At 70.9% G+C, this 17,516-nt stretch carries 14 protein-coding genes and 1 pseudogene; 11 read left to right on the top strand and 4 right to left on the bottom strand.

Features of this window, described 5'->3' with window-relative positions; all coding sequences use genetic code 11:
* The first annotated feature begins 154 nt into the window (after positions 1–154).
* The 5 genes from ppk2 to ACFY8U_RS35000 all read left to right on the top strand — a co-directional run bounded on the left by ppk2 (position 155) and on the right by ACFY8U_RS35000 (position 8,156).
* Positions 155–1,117 carry a polyphosphate kinase 2 gene (gene ppk2, locus ACFY8U_RS35020; protein WP_361433950.1) on the top strand — a complete coding sequence of 321 codons (963 nt, stop codon included), beginning with the start codon at positions 155–157 and terminating at the stop codon, positions 1,115–1,117.
* A 249-nt stretch (positions 1,118–1,366) separates the two neighbouring features.
* Positions 1,367–2,533, top strand: a complete 1,167-nt coding sequence (locus ACFY8U_RS35015; protein ID WP_389576162.1) for a glutamate--cysteine ligase — start codon at positions 1,367–1,369, stop codon at positions 2,531–2,533.
* A 225-nt stretch (positions 2,534–2,758) separates the two neighbouring features.
* Positions 2,759–4,543 (top strand): N-acetylglutaminylglutamine amidotransferase, encoded by a 1,785-nt coding sequence (locus ACFY8U_RS35010; protein WP_389576161.1) that lies wholly within the window; start codon positions 2,759–2,761, stop codon positions 4,541–4,543.
* Positions 4,516–6,552, top strand: coding sequence for a S9 family peptidase (locus ACFY8U_RS35005; RefSeq protein ID WP_389576160.1), 2,037 nt, complete (start codon positions 4,516–4,518; stop codon positions 6,550–6,552). Before ACFY8U_RS35010 ends, ACFY8U_RS35005 begins: the two co-directional genes overlap by 28 nt.
* A 137-nt stretch (positions 6,553–6,689) precedes the next feature.
* On the top strand, positions 6,690–8,156 hold the full coding sequence (locus tag ACFY8U_RS35000; protein ID WP_389576159.1) for an aminotransferase class I/II-fold pyridoxal phosphate-dependent enzyme: 1,467 nt from the start codon (positions 6,690–6,692) through the stop codon (positions 8,154–8,156).
* Between the two features lie 28 nt (positions 8,157–8,184).
* Here the strand turns inward: ACFY8U_RS35000 and ACFY8U_RS34995 are convergent, their stop codons facing one another.
* From ACFY8U_RS34995 to ACFY8U_RS34985, 3 genes are all read right to left on the bottom strand, one after another.
* On the bottom strand, positions 8,185–9,390 hold the full coding sequence (locus tag ACFY8U_RS34995; RefSeq protein ID WP_389576158.1) for an amidohydrolase: 1,206 nt from the start codon (positions 9,388–9,390) through the stop codon (positions 8,185–8,187).
* Positions 9,391–9,527: 137 nt separating this feature from the next.
* Positions 9,528–9,971 (bottom strand): CBS domain-containing protein, encoded by a 444-nt coding sequence (locus tag ACFY8U_RS34990; protein ID WP_389576157.1) that lies wholly within the window; start codon positions 9,969–9,971, stop codon positions 9,528–9,530.
* A gap of 99 nt (positions 9,972–10,070) precedes the next feature.
* Positions 10,071–10,283, bottom strand: coding sequence for a hypothetical protein (locus tag ACFY8U_RS34985; protein WP_389576156.1), 213 nt, complete (start codon positions 10,281–10,283; stop codon positions 10,071–10,073).
* A 189-nt stretch (positions 10,284–10,472) separates the two neighbouring features.
* Here ACFY8U_RS34985 and ACFY8U_RS34980 point away from each other — a divergent pair, with 189 nt between their 5' ends.
* Positions 10,473–11,414 (top strand): RNA polymerase sigma-70 factor, encoded by a 942-nt coding sequence (locus ACFY8U_RS34980; RefSeq protein WP_389576155.1) that lies wholly within the window; start codon positions 10,473–10,475, stop codon positions 11,412–11,414.
* 82 nt (positions 11,415–11,496) lie between these two features.
* On the top strand, positions 11,497–12,729 hold the full coding sequence (locus ACFY8U_RS34975; protein ID WP_389576154.1) for an NAD(P)/FAD-dependent oxidoreductase: 1,233 nt from the start codon (positions 11,497–11,499) through the stop codon (positions 12,727–12,729).
* Positions 12,730–12,863: 134 nt separating this feature from the next.
* Here ACFY8U_RS34975 and ACFY8U_RS34970 read toward each other — a convergent pair whose 3' ends face one another.
* Positions 12,864–13,781, bottom strand: a complete 918-nt coding sequence (locus tag ACFY8U_RS34970) for a LysR substrate-binding domain-containing protein (protein ID WP_389576153.1) — start codon at positions 13,779–13,781, stop codon at positions 12,864–12,866.
* Between the two features lie 72 nt (positions 13,782–13,853).
* On the opposite strand from ACFY8U_RS34970, the gene ACFY8U_RS34965 reads away from it, so the two are divergent.
* The 4 genes and pseudogenes from ACFY8U_RS34965 to ACFY8U_RS34950 all read left to right on the top strand — a co-directional run.
* Positions 13,854–15,353, top strand: a complete 1,500-nt coding sequence (locus ACFY8U_RS34965) for an aminotransferase class I/II-fold pyridoxal phosphate-dependent enzyme (RefSeq protein WP_389576152.1) — start codon at positions 13,854–13,856, stop codon at positions 15,351–15,353.
* Between the two features lie 140 nt (positions 15,354–15,493).
* Positions 15,494–16,444: an ABC transporter substrate-binding protein gene (locus ACFY8U_RS34960; RefSeq protein WP_389576151.1), complete on the top strand. Its 951-nt coding sequence runs from the start codon at positions 15,494–15,496 to the stop codon at positions 16,442–16,444.
* 30 nt (positions 16,445–16,474) lie between these two features.
* Positions 16,475–17,416, top strand: coding sequence for an amino acid ABC transporter permease (locus ACFY8U_RS34955; protein ID WP_389576150.1), 942 nt, complete (start codon positions 16,475–16,477; stop codon positions 17,414–17,416).
* Positions 17,417–17,421: 5 nt separating this feature from the next.
* Positions 17,422–17,516, top strand: a pseudogene (locus ACFY8U_RS34950) (ectoine/hydroxyectoine ABC transporter ATP-binding protein EhuA); the annotation flags it as partial.

The raw sequence follows: 17,516 nt of genomic DNA, 5'->3' as shown, positions 1-17,516 counted from the left end.
CACGGTACCTCCAGCGGCACCAGGAGGCAGAACGACGACGGCCGGTTACATTCAGGCGAAACGGGGGAGACGCGGGAAAGCGATCAAGCGAGGCGAATCGGCAATACTGGCAGCGAGGAGTGCCTCGACGTGCCGAGCAGGCGGGAGGCCGGGCGTGGGTGAGGAACGAGATCTGCTGGCAGGGCTGAGCGTGGACGGCAGGAGGCCGGAGCAGCCGGTACTGCTGGACGGTGAGGGCAGGCCGATCCGGACGTGGCAGGAGAACTATCCGTACACCCGCAAGGTGCCCAGGGCGGAGTACGAACGCACCAAGCGCATTCTGCAGATCGAGTTGCTGAAACTGCAGCGGTGGGTCAAGGACACGGGCGCACGCCTGATCGTGATCTGCGAAGGCCGTGACGCCGCGGGCAAGGGCGGGACCATCCAGCGTTTCACCGAGCGCCTCAACCCGCGTGGTGCCCGCGTCGTGGCACTCGACAAACCGACGACCCGTGAAGCCGGCCAGTGGTACTTCCAGCGCTACGTCGCCCACTTTCCGGGGCCGGGCGAGATCGTCTTCTTCGACCGGTCCTGGTACAACCGGGCCGGCGTGGAAAAGGTCATGGGATTCTGCACAGCCGAGCAGTACGACCTCTTCCTCGCCCAGTGCCCGGCGTTCGAGCGGATGCTGGTCCAGGACGGCATCTGTCTGGTGAAGTTCTGGTTCTCGGTCTCCCGGGCGGAGCAGCGAACCCGGTTCGCGATCCGCCAGGTCGACCCGGTCCGCCAGTGGAAACTCTCCCCGACCGACGTCGCCTCACTCGATCTCTGGGACGCCTACACGCAGGCCAAGGTCGCCATGTTCCGCACCACCGACACGGCCGAGGCGCCCTGGACCGTGGTCAAGGCCAACGACAAGCGGCGCGCCCGGCTCGAGGCCATCCGGTACCTGCTCACCCGCGTCGATTACGACCGCAAGGACCCCGAAGCGGTCGGCACCCCCGACCCGCTGATCATCGGCTCCGCGGACACGCTTCTCGAGCCGGGGGAGGAGGACACCGCCCTGTCTCCCACCCCGCTGGCCGACCGCCTCATGGGACCCGGGCAACACCCGCCCACTCGTGCGGCAGGTGGATAGCGGGCCGGGTCGACGTCGAATCGCGTGAGTCTCGAGGAGCGCGGACGATGGAGGTCGTCGACGCCCGCCGTTCAAGGGCAGCCCTCCCGCGGTGTCGCTCAATAGAGCGGCAAATGTGACAGATGAGCGGCAGGTGCTTAGATCGGCCCCGCCGGGGCAGTCGCATTCCAGACCTACCCGGCGTCGTGGGCCGGGGCGGTCGGCAGGCCCGAAGTCGTCGATCTCGCAGGAGTCGCAGTGGTCGTCCGGATGGGTGTCGAAGAAGAGTTCCATGTGATCGATGTCGAGAGCGGCGCGCTGACACCTCGGGCCGACGCCGTACTCGGGCGGCTCTCCCGGCACAGGGACGACTTCACACAGGAGCTGGCCCAGTCGGTCGTCGAGTCGAACAGCGGTGTGCACGCCGTCCTCGACGAGCTCTACGCAGACCTGGCCGCGTCACGGCGGCGTCTGAACGAGGCCGCTTCCTCCCAGGGCCTCGCGATCATGGCCGCCGGTGCGGCCCCGATCGCGCGGCTCGGAGCCGTGCACGCGACCGACGACCCCCGCTACCACGCGATGACGGAGGAGTACCGCCGAGTCGCCGACGAGCAGCTGATCTGCGGCGCCCAGGTGCATGTCGACGTCCCCGACCGAGACACCGCTGTACGGGCGCTCTGCGCGGTCAACCCGTGGATTCCGCCCCTTCTGGCACTGTCGGCCAGCTCCCCGTACTGGCTCGGGGCCGACACGGGCTATGCGAGCTGGCGCACCATGATCTGGCAGCGCTGGCCCACCTCGGGACCGGCCGGATGCTTCACCGGCGCGGAGGACTACGACGCCGCCGTCGACGAGCTGATCGTCTCCGGTGTCATCAGCGATCCCGGGATGATCTACTACGACGTCCGCCCCTCCGCGCATCTGCAGACGCTCGAACTGCGGATCTGCGACTCCTGCCCGCGCGTCGAGACGGTGGTGCTGGTCGCGGCGCTGTTCCGGGCACTCGTCGTCGACGCCTGCGCCCAGGCCGAGGCCGGAGGCGACGCCGCCTGTGACGACCGGCACGAATGGCTGCGGACGGCGACATGGCGGGCTGCCCGCTCCGGCCTCGAGGGCGACCTGATCGACCCCGCCACCCACCGACCGGCGCCGGCTCCCGAGGTCGTACGCGGCATGCTCCGTCGCCTGCGCCCGACGCTGGAGGCCTACGGGGACTGGGAGACCGCTCACGGTCTGGCCGAGGAGGCCCTGGCCCGCGGCAGCGCCGCTCACCGCCTGCGCCGGGCGGCGTCCGACGACGACCTGCTGGCGGCGGTGGACCTGTTCCTGGCCGAGACCCGCGGTGAGGACTGGAGCGGTCGCAGGCGGGCGGGCTCGCGACGCGGCGCGACCCGCTCCCGAGCGCAGGGCATGCCGGCGAAGGCCTTCTGGAGGTGACTCACCGGCGTCCCGACCCACGCGGCACGCCGGCCGCCGGTCTCGCCTGTCACGAGCGGACGACACCCTGCTGCCGGACGGTACATCGAGGAGAGAAACCCATGCTGATGTCACGCAACGTGTCGAGGAGAGCAGGACTCATGCCGACACGCGTCTTCCCCACCGCCACCCCGCCTCGGACGTTCTCGAGGCTCGCGTGGTGTCCGTTCGTCCTGGAGGTGCCGGGTGTGCGGCTTGTGCGGTGAGATCCGTTTCGACGAGGGACGGCCCGATCTGGCGGCGGTCGAGCGCATGACCGACCGGATGGCGGCCCGCGGCCCGGACGGCCGCGGCATGTGGTCACAAGGGCCCGTGGCCCTGGGCCACCGACGCCTGAAGATCATCGACCTGTCGGAGCGCGGAGCCCAGCCGATGACGGACAGCGACGCGCTGATGACCTGTGTCTTCAACGGCTGCATCTACAACTACCGGCAACTCCGCGAGGAACTGCGGCAGCTCGGCCACCACTTCGTCACCACCTCGGACACCGAAGTGGTGATCAAGGCCTACCGCCAGTGGGGGACCGACTTCGTCCAGCACTTCGTCGGCATGTTCGCCGTGGCGCTGGTGGAACACGACACGGGCCGGCTCGTGCTCGCCCGTGACCGGCTGGGCATCAAGCCTCTCTACCTCGCCGAACTGCCCGGCCGTCTGCGCTTCGCCTCCACGCTCCCGGCCCTTCTCGCGGGCGGCGGGGTGGACACCTCACTCGACCCGGTGGCGGTGCACCAGTACATGAGCTGGCACGCGACGGTCGCCGCACCGCGCACCGTCCTCGCCGGCGTACGCAAGCTCCCGCCGGCCACCGTCCGTGTCGTGGAACCGGACGGATCGCATCGCGACCACCTCTACTGGCAGCCCTCCTACACGCGCCGCAGCGCGTTCGCCGGGATGGGTCCGGACGACTGGCGGGACGCCGTCCTCGACGCGCTCCGGACGGCTGTCCGCCGACGGACGGTGGCCGATGTGCCGGTCGGCGTCCTGCTGTCGGGCGGCCTCGACTCCAGCCTCATCGTGGCACTGCTGGCCGAGGAGGGGCAGAAGGACCTTGCCACGTTCAGTGTGGGCTTCGAGTCGGAGGCGGGTGAGGAGGGTGACGAATTCGCCTACTCCGACCAGGTCGCGCGGCACTTCGACACCGACCACCACCAGCTGATGGTCCCGTCGGACCGGGTCTCCACCGCCCTGGGCGGTGCGATCGCCGCCATGAGCGAACCGATGGTGAGCCACGACGTCGTCGCCTTCCACCTGCTGTCGGAGCTGGTCTCCAAGGAGATCAACGTCGTACAGAGCGGCCAGGGGGCCGACGAGGTGTTCGCCGGCTACCACTGGTACCCCGCGCTGGCCGACGTCGAGCGGGCGCGGGAGCCCGAGCGTTACCAAGAGGTCTACTTCGACCGCACGCACGCCGACCTCGCGCGCATCCTGCAGCCGCACATGCTGCCCGACCACGACACGTCCGCCGAGTTCGTCCGTACGCACATGGCCGCGCCGGGCGCCGAGACCGCGCTGGACGCGGCACTCCGGCTCGACGCGCAGGTCATGCTGGTGGACGATCCGGTCAAGCGGGTCGACAACATGACCATGGACTGGGGCCTGGAGGCGCGGGTGCCCTTCCTCGACCACGAGCTGGTCGAGCTGGCCGCCGCCTGCCCGCCGGAACTGAAGCTCGCCGAAGGCGGCAAGGGCGTACTCAAGCGAGCCGGGCGCACCGTCCTGCCGCGCAACATCGTCGACCGCCCCAAGGGCTACTTCCCGGTGCCGGCCATCCGGCACATGGCGGGTCCCGTCCTCGAACGGGTACGGGACGCCCTGTCCGCACCGGAAGCCCGGGCGCGCGGGCTCTTCCGCGACGAGTACGTCGCCTCGCTTCTGGCGGCACCCGACGACCACCGCACGAACCGAGGGGCGAACGCCCTGTGGCAAGTAGCGTTGTTGGAGACATGGCTGCAGACGCACGGAATCAACTGACGGACGAGCCCGTGTCGACGGCTCCCGTCGCGGAGCTGCTCGCCGACGCGCCCGGCCCGCGTGACACCCCGCGACCGTGGGTGGCCCACGGCTGCTGGTATCCCTCGCCCGACCCCCGAGGCGAGCACGTGGCGTTCATCTGCGACCGCGAAGGCGCGCCACAGCTCTGGGAAGGGCCGGTGGGGAGTGACGACGTACACCTGCTGGACACCGGTCCGGACCACGTCACGGAGGTCTCCTGGTCCCCGGACGGCAACTGGATCGCGTACACCGTGGCACCCGGCGGGAGCGGCCACACGCGCGTGCTCTGCGTCCGCCCCGACGGCTCGGGCCGCCGGATCCTGGCAGGCGCGGAACCGGGGAGTTCGGCCTATCTGGGGTGCTGGACGCCGGACGGCTCGGCCCTGGCGGTGACAGTCGCCGAGCCTGTGGGTGAGAGGGCGGACCAGCGCACCGAGACGGACCGTCCCGTCGGCTGGACGGAACGGGACGGGCACGCCACCCTCCTCGACGGTGTTCCCGCCGGCGAGGAGGGCGACCGGACTCCGGCGGCGGTCCGTGACCGTCTCACGGCATATCTCGTCGATCCCGCCGGGGCGAGCGCGCCCCAGCTCCTCGCCGACGAGACCGAGGCGGCGACACTGCGCGTGTGCGACCTCAGCCAGGACGGCCGCCTGGCCCTGCTGCGCCGCGGGCCCCGGGGGAGACGCGAGGCCGTTGTCGTACGCACGGCGGACCAGACCCCGACGTGCTCGCTTTCCGTCGCCGACGGGGATCCGTGGATCGGCCGCTTCTCGCCCGACGCCCGTACGGTGTGGCTGCGTAGCGACCACGACCGCGAGTTCGCGGCGCTGCTGGCCATCCACCTCGACGGTGCCGACGAGCGGAAGGACCTCTCCGTGGTGATCGCGCGAGAGGGATGCGACCTTGAACTGCTCACCTTCGTGGAGCGCGACCGGCGAGCGGCCCTGGCCTGGAACGACGGAGGGACGAGCCTGCTCCAGACCGTCCCCCTGACCGGTGGATGGACCGGGCCGCCCGCGCCGCGCGAGGTGGAGCTGGCGCACGAGGTGGTGACCCGGGTGACGCCCGCGGGGCCGGACGGCATGGTGGTCGCGCTGTCGGGTTCACGGCGCCGCCCGGGGGTGTGGTCCGTGCCGGCTTCGGCGCCACCCGCGCGTACACCCTGGTCGGCGAGCGACGCCGCCTCCGTACCCCAGGGGCTCACGCCCGTACGGCCCGTACCCCTGCGGGCCACGGCTCGCGACGGGCTGCTGCTGGGCGGCTGGTACCACCGGGCTCCCGGCCGCAGCCCGGGCGAGCCCGCACCGTGCGTCCTGCATCTGCACGGTGGCCCGGAGGAACAGGAACGCCCGGTCTTCGACCCGCTGTACCAGGAACTGCTCGGCCGGGGCATGGACGTCTTCGCCCCCGACGTCCGCGGCTCCTCCGGCTGGGGCCGCTCCTTCGTCGACGCCGACCTGGGCGAAGGCCGCTTCGCGGCGATCGACGACGTCGCCGACTGCGCGACCCACGCGGTCGCGTCAGGGCTCGCCGATCCCTGGCGGCTCGCCGTGATGGGGCACTCGTACGGCGGCTACCTCACACTGGCCTCCCTCGTGTGGCACCCCCACCTCTTCCGCACGGGCATCACGGTGTGCGGGATGTCCGACTTCGCCACGTTCTTCGCCGGAACGGAGCCATGGCTCGCGGAATCCGCCGCTCACAAATACGGTCATCCTGAACGAGATCGTGCTCTGCTGCGCGCGCTGTCGCCCATGAGCCGCATCGACGAGCTGCGCGTGCCCCTGCTCGCGGTGCACGGGGAGCACGACACGAACGTCCCGCCCGGGGAGTCGGAGCAGATCGTCAGCGCCGCACGCGCACGGGGGCTGGAGGCGGAGCTGCTGCTGCTGCGCGACGAGGGCCACGACTTCCGGCGGGCCGGCAACCGGCGGCTGTTCCGCCGCACCGCCGCGGAGTGGATGCACCGGTGGCTGCTCGGCTGACTGCCCGCCGACCGAGCCAGATGCCCCGCCGACCAATGCCTCGGGATGGGCGGTGTGGGACCCCACCGTGACCGCACCCCGGTGCGTGCGGGCAGGGGAGGCGTTTTTGCCCCCTTTCATGGGGAAGCCGGAGTTCCATGGACCACTCGAAGGCACCCGTGCTCGACGCGCTGGCCGCTTACCACGCAGAGAACCAGACCCCCTTCACACCGCCCGGCCACAAGCAAGGGCGCGGCGCTGACCCCCGCGTGCGGGCGGTCCTCGGCGACAGCGTGTTCCGGTCCGACGTCCTCGCCTTCAGCGGCCTGGACGACCGGACCTCGTCCCACGGCGTGATCGCGCGTGCCCAGGAGCTGATGGCGGACGCGGTCGGCGCGGAGCACACGTTCTTCTCGACCTGCGGCAGTTCGCTCTCGGTCAAGGCCGCCATGTTGTCCGTGGCCGGGCCCTACCAGAAGCTGCTCGTGGGACGAGACGCGCACAAGGCGGTGGTGTCCGGCCTCGTCCTCGCCGGCATCGTGCCGATCTGGGTCGATCCTCAGTGGGATCCGGAGCGCCACCTGGCCCATCCGCCGTCCGCGGACGCCTTCCGCGCCGCGTTCGCCGACCACCCCGACGCGCGGGGAGCCCTGGTCACCACGCCGACGCCGTACGGCACGTGCTCCGACCTGTCCGCCATCGCCGACGCATGTCACGAGCACGGCGTGCCCCTGATCGTCGACGAGGCGTGGGGCGCCCATCTGCCGTTCCACCCGGACCTGCCGACCTGGGCCATGGACGCCGGCGCGGACGTGTGCGTCACCTCCGTGCACAAGATGGGCTCAGGGCTCGAACAGAGCTCGGTCTTCCACCTGCAGGGCGACCTGATCGACCCCGAGGTCCTCAAGAGCCGCGAGGACCTCCTGGGAACCACCAGCCCGTCCGTCCTCGTCTACGCGGCCCTCGACGGCTGGCGCCGCCAGATGGCCCAGCACGGGCACGCCCTCTACGACGACACGCTCGCCCTGGCCACGTCCGTACGGGCGCGGATCGCCGAGATCGACGGGCTGCACGTCCACGGGCGCGACGACTTCTGCGGGCCCGGCCGCGCGGCCGACCTCGACCCCCTTCAGGTCATCGTCGACATCAGCGCACTCGGCACCAGCGGCTACCGGATCGCCGACTGGGTCCGAACCCACCACCGCATCAATCTGCACCTGTCCGACCACCGGCGCACCAGCGCACAGCTCACCCACGCGGACGACGCCGACAGCGCCGACGCGCTGGTCGCCGCGCTGAGCGATGTCGTCGACCACGTCCACGAGCTGCGCCCGGCACCTCGGTTCCATGTGCCCGACCCGTCGGAGCTGCGTCTGGAGCAGGCCATGCTGCCGCGTGACGCCTTCTTCGGGCGGGTCGAGCAGGTGCCGTGGGAGGAGGCCGCCGGCCGCGTCTGCGCCGAGATGCTCACTCCCTACCCACCCGGCATCCCGGCCGCGCTGCCCGGAGAGAGGCTCGACGCCGGGGTCCTGCGCTATCTGCGCGGCGGTGTCGACGCCGGGATGGTCGTACCGGACGCGGCCGACACCGAGGTCAGGACCGTACGCGTGACCGTCGAGGAGTAGGCCTCACCGCGCCGCCGCGTAGCGTCCGTCACTGCCCCGCGGCGGCCTTCGCCTTCAGGCACGCCCAGGCACGCTCCCGTACGTCCGGACGCAGCAGGACGTCGGCCGCCGTGCACGCCAGCGCCTCCGCCGCGGCCGACATCACCCGCCGCGCCCGGGGCCCCACCGCCGCCTCCGCGAACTCGGGCGTGTGGCGGGATCCGTCCGAACCCATGATGGCGACCCATGGATGGATCCCGGGCACCCGTGTGCTGACGTTTCCGAAGTCGGACGACCCCAGGTACACGCCCGGCGCGGGGTCCGACAACCGGATGCCACCGCGGCCGAGATGGCCGGTGAACAGGCCCGACAGCACCTCGTTGTCACGGACGTGCTCGTACCGTCCTCCCACGTCGGTCACCTCCACCCGGGTACGGGTCGCCAGCGCCACGCCCTGCGCGCAGGAACGCAGCTCTTCCACCAGCTCCTCCAGCGCAGACGTGGTCCCCCCACGCAACCCGAACAGGCCCTCCGCGTATTCGGGGACGATGTTCGTGGCGCGCCCGCCGTCCGTCACGATGCCGTCCACGTGCGATCCCGGGGGAAGCCGCTTGCCCAGGACGCCGAGCGTGTTGAAGAGCTGGATCAACGCCCCCAGCGCGTCGATCCCCTCCGTAGGGCTGCCGGTCGGGTGCGCGGCGCGGCCGTGGAACCCCACCCGGACCTGAGCGCTGGCCGTCAGCGGCGCCCACGCCCAGTCATGGACGCCCGGATGGAACATGAGCGCCGCGTCCACGCCCTCGAACAACCCCGCCGCCACCTCCGCCACCTTGCCCCCGCCGCGTTCCTCCGCGGGCGCTCCGACAGCCAGCAGCGTCCCCTCGAACTCGCCGAGCGCGGCCCGCACGGCGAGCGCCGCCCCGAGGCCTGCCGACGCGATCAGATTGTGGCCGCACGCGTGCCCGAGAAGGGGCAGTGAGTCGTACTCCATCAGCAGGGCGACGCAGGGACCTTCCCCGGGCCCGCCCGCCGGCCCCGAACGTGCCACGAACGCGGTCGGCAGATCGGCCACCCCGCGTTCCACCTCGAAGCCCTCCCGCTCGAGCTCGCCCGTCAGCAGGCGGGCCGCCCGATGCTCCTCGTAGGCTGTCTCCGGTTCGCGATGCAGCGCGAGGCTCACGTCCCACAGCCGGTCCTCGCGGGCGGCCACCTCCTGCCCGATGCGGGCATACAGGGACTCCGGGACCTGTGACACGGGGCCTCCTCGGGCCTGGTCGATCGCCGCGCCACCCCCGGTCCCCGGCGGTCGCGGTTCATGAACACCGGATCACTCGCCGGTGCAGGAACGCCACCTGACGCGGCGACACCGACCAGGCAGTGCGGGGCGGAGTCTCAGTGGGCGCCCGCGTAGACGCGGCTCGCGAACTCCGCGATCTGCTTGTCGGTGAGGTTCTGGGCGAGGTTGGCCTCCGAGATCATCCCGCAGAGACGGTGATCGTTCTGCATGTCGATCACCGGCAGGCGCTTCACCTGGTGCTCCTCCATGACATGCAGGGCGTCCGTCGCCGACGCCTCCGCGTCGATCCAGTGAAGCTCGCCGCCGAGGGAACCACACTCGACCTGGGCCGGGTCATCGCCGACGGCGACACACTGGACGACGATGTCGCGGTCGGTGACCATTCCCTTCAGCCTGTCGTCATCACCACAGATGGGCAGCGCGCCCACCTGCATCTCCCGCATCATCTTCGCCGCATCACGCAAGGACTCGTGCTCACCGACGCACTGTGTGCCCTCTGTCATGATGTCGCGGGCCTTGAGCGGCTTGTTCTCTGCCATGATCGCTCCTCCCGTCGTGGCACCACACGGTTGCGTAAGGGCGGCTTCCCTGTTCTCCCCTCGCAACACGCGTTTCCGTGGCTCGCCCGGCGACCGTGCCTACGGCTCCGTGACGAGGTGCAGCTGCGACACGGGTACTTCCGTGGTCGCGTCGACGTTCTCGCCGTCGTACCAGTCCACGGTGGCCGTGTCGCCGGACAGTGCGGTGATTCTGCCCATCGGGAGGTCGGCGAGCGAGACCGGTGTGGAGCCGGCGGTCTGCCCCAGATCCTGCGTGGTCACCCTGTCCCCGACTGCGAATCCGCTGGCCATTGCTTCCTCCGAGATCAGACGTGACATGAAGCCTTCCCCCGACTGAGGCCCTGCCTCAGGGGCCACGCCGCGGCAGGGCCTCCTTTCACCCGCCTGGCGAACGTCTCAGGGTCTCGAACGCCTTCCCACCGTGGAGAGTTGCCACGAAGCGGGTGGACGCCGCCGGGGCGCGTGAACGATCATGTCGGGATGGCACTTACGTACGAGGTCGAGCTGTTCGAGCACTCAAGGGGCCGCTTGGAGGCGATCGCGTACCGGCTGCTGGGGTCGGCCGGCGATGCCGAGGACGCCGTGCAGGAAACGTACCTGCGGTGGCACGCGGCGGACCGGGAACGGATCGTGACGCCGGAGGCCTGGCTGACGAAGGTGCTCACCAACCTCTGCCTCAACCACCTCACTTCGGCACGGGTCCGACGGGAGACCTATGTGGGGGAGTGGCTCCCGGAGCCGGTCCTGGCCGGTGACCGGATGCTCGGTCCTGCCGACACCGTGGAGCAGCGCGAGTCGGTCTCCATCGCGATGCTCACCCTCATGGAGCGGCTGTCGCCCAACGAGCGCGCCGTGTACGTACTGCGCGAGGCGTTCGGCCACGCCCACCGTGAGATCGCGGAGATCCTCGACCTCACCGAGGCGAACTGCCAGCAGATCCACCGACGTGCCAAGCAGCACCTGGCCACCGACCGGGCCCGCGCGGAGATCGACGCGGCCGCCGCGCGGAAGGTCGTCGAGGAGTTCCTCGCGGCCGCCCTCAGCGGGGACACCGAGCCGTTGGTCCGGCTGCTCACCGGCGACGCCGTCAGCGTGGCCGACGGTGGGGCCAAGGTCCCGGCCCGCAGGGCCCCGGTCGTCGGTGCCCTTCGGATCGCGCGCTACCTGCGTGGTGTGTTCCGGCGGACCGAGGCCAAGCAAGCCCGTTTCGGACGTCGTCCCACGCTCCATGCCGCCGTCGTCAACGGCGGTCCCGCCGCGCTGGTCGCGGTCGGCGAGCAGGTCGTCGGCATCATCTGCCTCGACGCGACGCCCGACGGCGTGCGGGGGCTCCAACTCCTGGTCAACCCCGACAAGCTGGAGCGCATCACGCGGCAGTGGGTGGCCACCGGTCCTCATCATCCCGTCGCCGAGATGTGGTGACGCGCGTCACATCCGGCACCTGTCAGGGATCGCGCGGCTGTCCGGTTCAGGAGGTGAATCCCCACCGGAACAGGAGCCAGCCATGAAGCACCGCATCGTCGTCCTCGGAGCCGGGTACGCCGGAGCCACCGCCGCCGGTCGCCTCGCCAGGCGGCTGCACCACGACGACGTCGAGATCACCCTGGTCAACGGCGACCCCGAGTTCGTCGAGCGGGTGCGCATGCACCAGCTGGCGAGCGGACAGGATCTGCCGAGCCGCCCGCTGCGCGACGTCTACGCGGGCACCGGCGTGCGAGTCCGGACGGCGCGGGTCACCGCGGTCGACGTGGACCGCAAGACCGTCGAGCTCGCACCGAACGCACAGCCCGCGCAGGGCGCCGGCGAGCGCGACCCCGAGAGCCGTGGAGCCGAGACCCTCGGCTACGACACCCTCGTCTACGCCCTGGGGAGCACCGGCACCGACCACGGCGTCCCTGGTGTCGCCGAGTACGCCCACGACGTCGCCGGGAAGCAGACCGCACTGCGGCTGCGGGCCCGCCTGGGCGAGGTGGAGCCCGGTGGCACCGTACTGATCGCGGGCGGCGGCCTGACGGCCATCGAAGCGGCCACCGAGATCGCCGAGGCCCACCCGCGCCTCAAGGTCGCCGTCGCCGCCCGCGGCGGAGTCGGCGACTGGCTCAGCGACAAGGCCCGGCGCCACCTGAGCGGCGTTTTCGACCGGCTCGGCATCACGGTCCACGAGCACACCGACATCACACGCGTCCAGGCGAACAGCGTGGTCACCAGGGCTGCCGGCGAGATCCCGGCGGACGTGACCGTGTGGACCGCGGGCTTCGCCGTGCACCCGATCGCGGCCGCCACCACCCTGGAGGTCTCCGACACCGGGCAGATCGTCGTGGACGGCACCATGCGCTCGGTCTCCCACCCCGACGTGTACGCCGTCGGCGACGCTGCGCTCGCCCAGGGAGCGGGAGGCAAGGCGCTGCGCATGTCCTGCGCCACGGCCACCCCGATGGCCTGGCAGGCCGCCGACGCCCTGGCGGCGCGCCTGACCGGCCGCAAGGTCCCCGAGACCACGATCGGCTATGCCGCGCAGTGCATCAGCCTCGGCCGCCGCGACGCCATCTTCCAGCGCGTGACCGAGGACGACCAGATGACGTCCACCGTCATCACGGGCCGCGCCGGAGCCCGTATCAAGGAGCTGATCTGCTCGGGCGCGGCCTGGAGCGTCTCGCACCCGACCATGCTCCTCCCGACCCGCCGCCGCCGGCTCGCGCCGGTCACCGAGGCGGAACCCCGCCTCGTCACCCTCTGACCGACCCGCGGACGCGGCGCGACGAGCACAGCAGCCGGCGCCCCTCGCTCCCGGTCGTACACGTGGAACCCGTGGCCGGTCCTGCGGCCGAGCAGGCCGGCCTCCACCAGCGCAGGAGTCGATCGAGCGGGAGTTCAGGCCACGGCCCAGCGCTCCGCGATCAGCGCGGCCTGCTCCTGCAACGCCGAGATCAACTCCTGGGCGGCCTGGTTCGAGGCCGTGCGCAGGACCGCGACGCTGATCTCCCGCGCGAGGGCGGGCCCGGCCAGACGCCGTACGACCAGGTCGGGCCGCGGGGCCCCCAGGGCGAGTCGGGGGATGAGCGCCACACCCGTCCCGGCGGCCACGAGGCCCTGGACCACCGCGTAGTCGTCCGTACGCATCGCGTGCAGCGGCTCGAAGCCCTCCTGGCCGCACGCCCACGCCAGCACGCGGTCGCACGGGTCGTGCGGGTCGGCCGCGCCCACCCACGCGGTGTCCCGCAGATCGGCGAGAGGGACCCGGTCGAGCGCCGCGCACGGGTGGTCCTCGGGCATGACCAGAAGGAGCGGATCGGACAGCAGCGGGTGGACCTCGACCTCCTCGTCGAGGTCGAGGCGGTCGCCGGGCTGGGAGAAGACCAGCGCGGCCTGGAGCTCCCCGGCGCGCAACGCGCGCAGGAGCAGGGGGAGTTCGCCCTCGGTGAGCGAGATGTGGACGCCCTGCTGGTGGAGGCGCTTGACGGCCGGCGCCAGGAGCAGAGCTCCAGCCGTGGGAAAGGTGCCGATATGGATGGTGCGCATGCCGCGCTCGGCAAGGTTGCGCACCTCCAGCTCGGCGTGGCGAAGGCGTTCGAGCACGGCCTCGGCGTGCGGCAGCAGGGCCTCGCCGAGCTCGGTCAAGGTGGCACCTCGCGGCCCGCGCTGGACGAGCTGAGCGTTGAAGTGCGCTTCCAGGGAGGCCAGATGGTGGGTGATCGTGGGCTGGCTGTAGTGCAGCGCACGGCCGGCGGCGGCCAGCGATCCCTCCTGGGCGATGGAGCGGAGTACCTGGAGATGCCTCACATCGAGCATATAGAGATCCTATGGAGGGGTCATGAAAAGTCCACCATTCCTCAATGACTGGAGGAGTGTCACGCTCCCGGGGTGAACACGCGAACGACCCATTCCCGCACCCCGAACCCCACCGATTCCGGCTCCGGTCAGCTGTCCGCCCCCTTCGCCGAGGCGGTGCTCGCCCACGCCGGACGGGACTGGCTGAGGCTGAACGTCCCCGGACATGCCGCGGCCCCCGGATCGGACCTCGCCGGGTTCTTCGGCTCGCGGATCACGGCCCTGGACTTCCCGCCGCTGCTCGACGGCATCGACCTCGGCGCGGACACCCCGCTCGACAAGGCGCTGGCGCTCGCCGCCGAGGCCTGGGGCGCACGGCGCACCTGGTTCCTGACCAACGGCGCGTCGCAGGGCAACCAGATCGCCTCGATGGTCGCCCCCTCGCTGGGGCGCACGCTCGTCGTACAGCGCAGTGTGCACTCCAGCGTGATCGACGGGCTCGTGCTCTCGGGCATGGACGCGGTCTTCGTCCAGCCTTCCGTCGACCCCGAGCAGGGAATCGCCCATGGCGTGACCGCCGCGGACGTGGCAGCTGCGCTCGAGCGGACACCCGACGCGGCAGCTGTGTACATCGTCTCCCCGAGCTACTTCGGCGCCGTGGCCGATGTGCGCGCCATCGCGGACACCGCCCATGCCGCGGGCGTTCCGCTGATCGTCGACGAAGCATGGGGGTCCCACTTCGGCTTCCACGCCGACCTTCCCGCGGGCGCGCTCTCCTTGGGCGCGGACCTGGTGACGTCCAGCACGCACAAGCTCGGTGGCAGCCTGACGCAGTCGGCCATGCTGCACGTGGCCGAGGGTCCCTTCGCGGACCGGCTCGAACCGCTCGTGGACCGGGCGTTCCGGCTGGTGCAGTCGACGAGCGCGAGTGCCCTGCTGACCGCGTCGCTGGACCTCGCCCGGAGGACCCTGGTCGTCGACCCGGGCGCGACGGCCACATCGGTCGCGGCCGCGGACAGGGTGCGGAGCGTGGTGCGCGCGCTGGGCCGCTTCTCCGTGGTGAGCGACCGGTTCGACGCCTTCCCCGACATCGTCGGCTTCGATCCGCTGCGGATCGCCATCGACACCCGCGCCGGCGGGATCACGGGGCACGAGGCCAGGCGGCTGCTCTTCCGGGACCACCAGGTCATGGTCGAGGTGGCGACCGACGCGGCGATCGTCGCCGTGATCGGCGCGGGCTTCGTCCCCGACACCGACCGGTTCCTCGAAGCGCTCCACACCCTGCCCTCCCCGCTCGCCGGATCCGGCACCGACCCGGCGGCCATGCTGCACCTGCCGGCACCCGGCCCCGCGAAGCTCACGGCACGCGAGGCGTTTCTGAGCCCGACCCGGGTTCTGCCCGCGGAGCAGGCCGTCGGACGGATCTCCGCGGACACTCTGGCCGCGTACCCGCCCGGCATCCCCAACGTCCTGCCGGGCGAGGTCATCACCGCCGAGGTCGTCCGCTTCCTCCAGCGGACCGCGACCGCGCCGAACGGCCATGTCCGCGGGGCGCTCGACCTGGGCGTCACCCGGCTGCGCGTCGTCGACTGAGACACCGGGCACGACCCCGCTCTGGCCGCCCCACCGGCCCCCAGCCGTTCCGCACCCCATCTCCACCGCCCCGCACACCCCACCGTCCCCCACCCCCCCGCCGCCCCGAACCCACACCGTCCCTGAGAGAGAGCACGACCATGGCCGCACGCATTCCGATCCGTCAGTCGATCGCCGCTGCCGTAGCCGCGACGACAGCCACGCTGCTGCTGGGCGCCTGCGGCGACCAGACCGGCGCAAGCCAGAGCTCCGGTGGCAGCCAGGCCGGCGGAGCCGGGAGCGAAGCCCCCTTGTTCGCCAAGCTTCCGAAGAAGTACCAGGACGCCGGTGTGATCAAGGTCGGTACGGACGCCGCCTACGCTCCGATGGAGTTCATCGAGAACGGAAAGATCGTCGGTGTCGACCCCGACATCGCCGACGCCCTCGGCAAGCAGCTCGGCGTGAAGTTCGTCTTCACCAGCGGTACGTTCGACAGCCTCATCACCTCCCTCAACTCCGGGCGACAGGACATCGTCATGTCGTCGATGAGCGACACCAAGGCCCGCCAGGAGGGTCTGGACGGGAAGGGCCAGAAGACCGGTAACGGCGTGGACTTCGTCGACTACTTCGTCGCCGGCTCCGTCGTGTACGTCCAGAAGGGCAATCCGCGTCGGATCACGTCCATCGCGGACCTCTGCGGACAGACGGCCGCCGTACAGCGAGGCACCACGTTCGAGACCGTCGTCAAGACGCAGTCGAAGGACTGCGAGGCGGACGGCAAGCCGGCCATCAAGATCGAGTCCTTCCCGACCGATGCCGAGGCCCAGACCCGGGTGAAGGCGGGCGGCGCCGTCGCCGGCGTGAACGACTACCCGGTGGCCCTGGACCTGGCGCGCAAGGCCGACGGAGGAAAGGCCTTCGAAGTCGTCGGCGGCCAGATCGAGGCCGGCCCCTTCGGTATCGCGGTCGACAAGAAGAACACCCAGCTGCGCGACGCGCTGAAGGAAGCGCTGGACGCGATCATCAACGACGGTTCGTACAAGAAGGCGCTGGACAAGTGGGGTGCGGGCTCGGGGGCCGTGACCTCGGCCGAGATCAACGGCGGCTCCTGACCTCTCGCGTACCACTGAAGGGCAGTCGCTGTGACTGACAAGATCGACAATCTTTCGGCCGGGACGTCACCGGCCCCCGCCGGAGACCGGCCGGAACCCATCAGGGCCATACCGGTCCGCCACTACGGACGCTGGGTCGCCGGCGTCGCCGTGATCCTCCTCGTGGTCCTCCTGGGCCGCGCCTTCTCCCAGGGCAACGTCCGCTGGGCCACCGTGCCGGAAAAGCTGTTCGACTCCGCCGTCCTGAGCGGTCTGGGCAACACGGTGCTCATCAGCGTCGCCGCGATGGCACTGGGCCTTGCGCTGGGCGTGCTGTTCGCCGTCATGCGGCTCTCCAGGAACCCGGTCACCAGCTCGGTCGCCTGGCTCTACATCTGGATCTTCCGCGGCACGCCGGTCTATGTGCAGCTGCTGATCTGGTTCAACCTCGCCCTGATCTTCCCGGTCTTCGACATCGGGTTCTACAAGGACGAGATGACCGACGTCATGACGCCCTTCCTGGCCGCCCTGCTGGGTCTCGGCCTGAACGAGGGCGCGTACATGGCGGAGATCGTCCGGGCCGGCATCCAGTCGGTCGACGAGGGGCAGACCGAGGCCTCGCAGGCCCTGGGCATGAGCCAGGCGAAGACGATGCGGCGCGTGGTGCTGCCGCAGTCGATGCGGGTGATCATCCCGCCGACGGGCAACGAGTTCATCAACATGCTGAAGACCTCCTCCCTGGTCGTGGCCGTGCAGTACCCGGATCTGCTGCGCGCCGCGCAGGACATCGCCTCGACCTCTTTCGCGGTCATGGAGATGCTCTTCGTCGCCTCGATCTGGTACCTGATCCTGACCAGCGTGTTCAGCGTCGGACAGTTCTACCTGGAACGGCATTACTCCCGCGGCTCGTCGCGCTCCCTGCCCCTGACGCCGTGGCAGAAGATCACGGCGAACCTCTCCCTCTTCTCCGACCGTAAGGCGGTGGCCAAGTGACCGCGATGGTGAAGGCCGAGGGCGTCCACAAGTCCTACGGCGCCGCGCACATCCTGCGGGGTATCGATCTCGAGGTCGCTCCCCGTGAGGTGTTCTGCCT

It is taken from the genome of Streptomyces sp. NPDC012508 (assembly GCF_042902595.1).
Taxonomy (GTDB): Bacteria; Actinomycetota; Actinomycetes; order Streptomycetales; family Streptomycetaceae; genus Streptomyces.
This window is presented reverse-complemented; position numbering and strand designations above follow the sequence as displayed.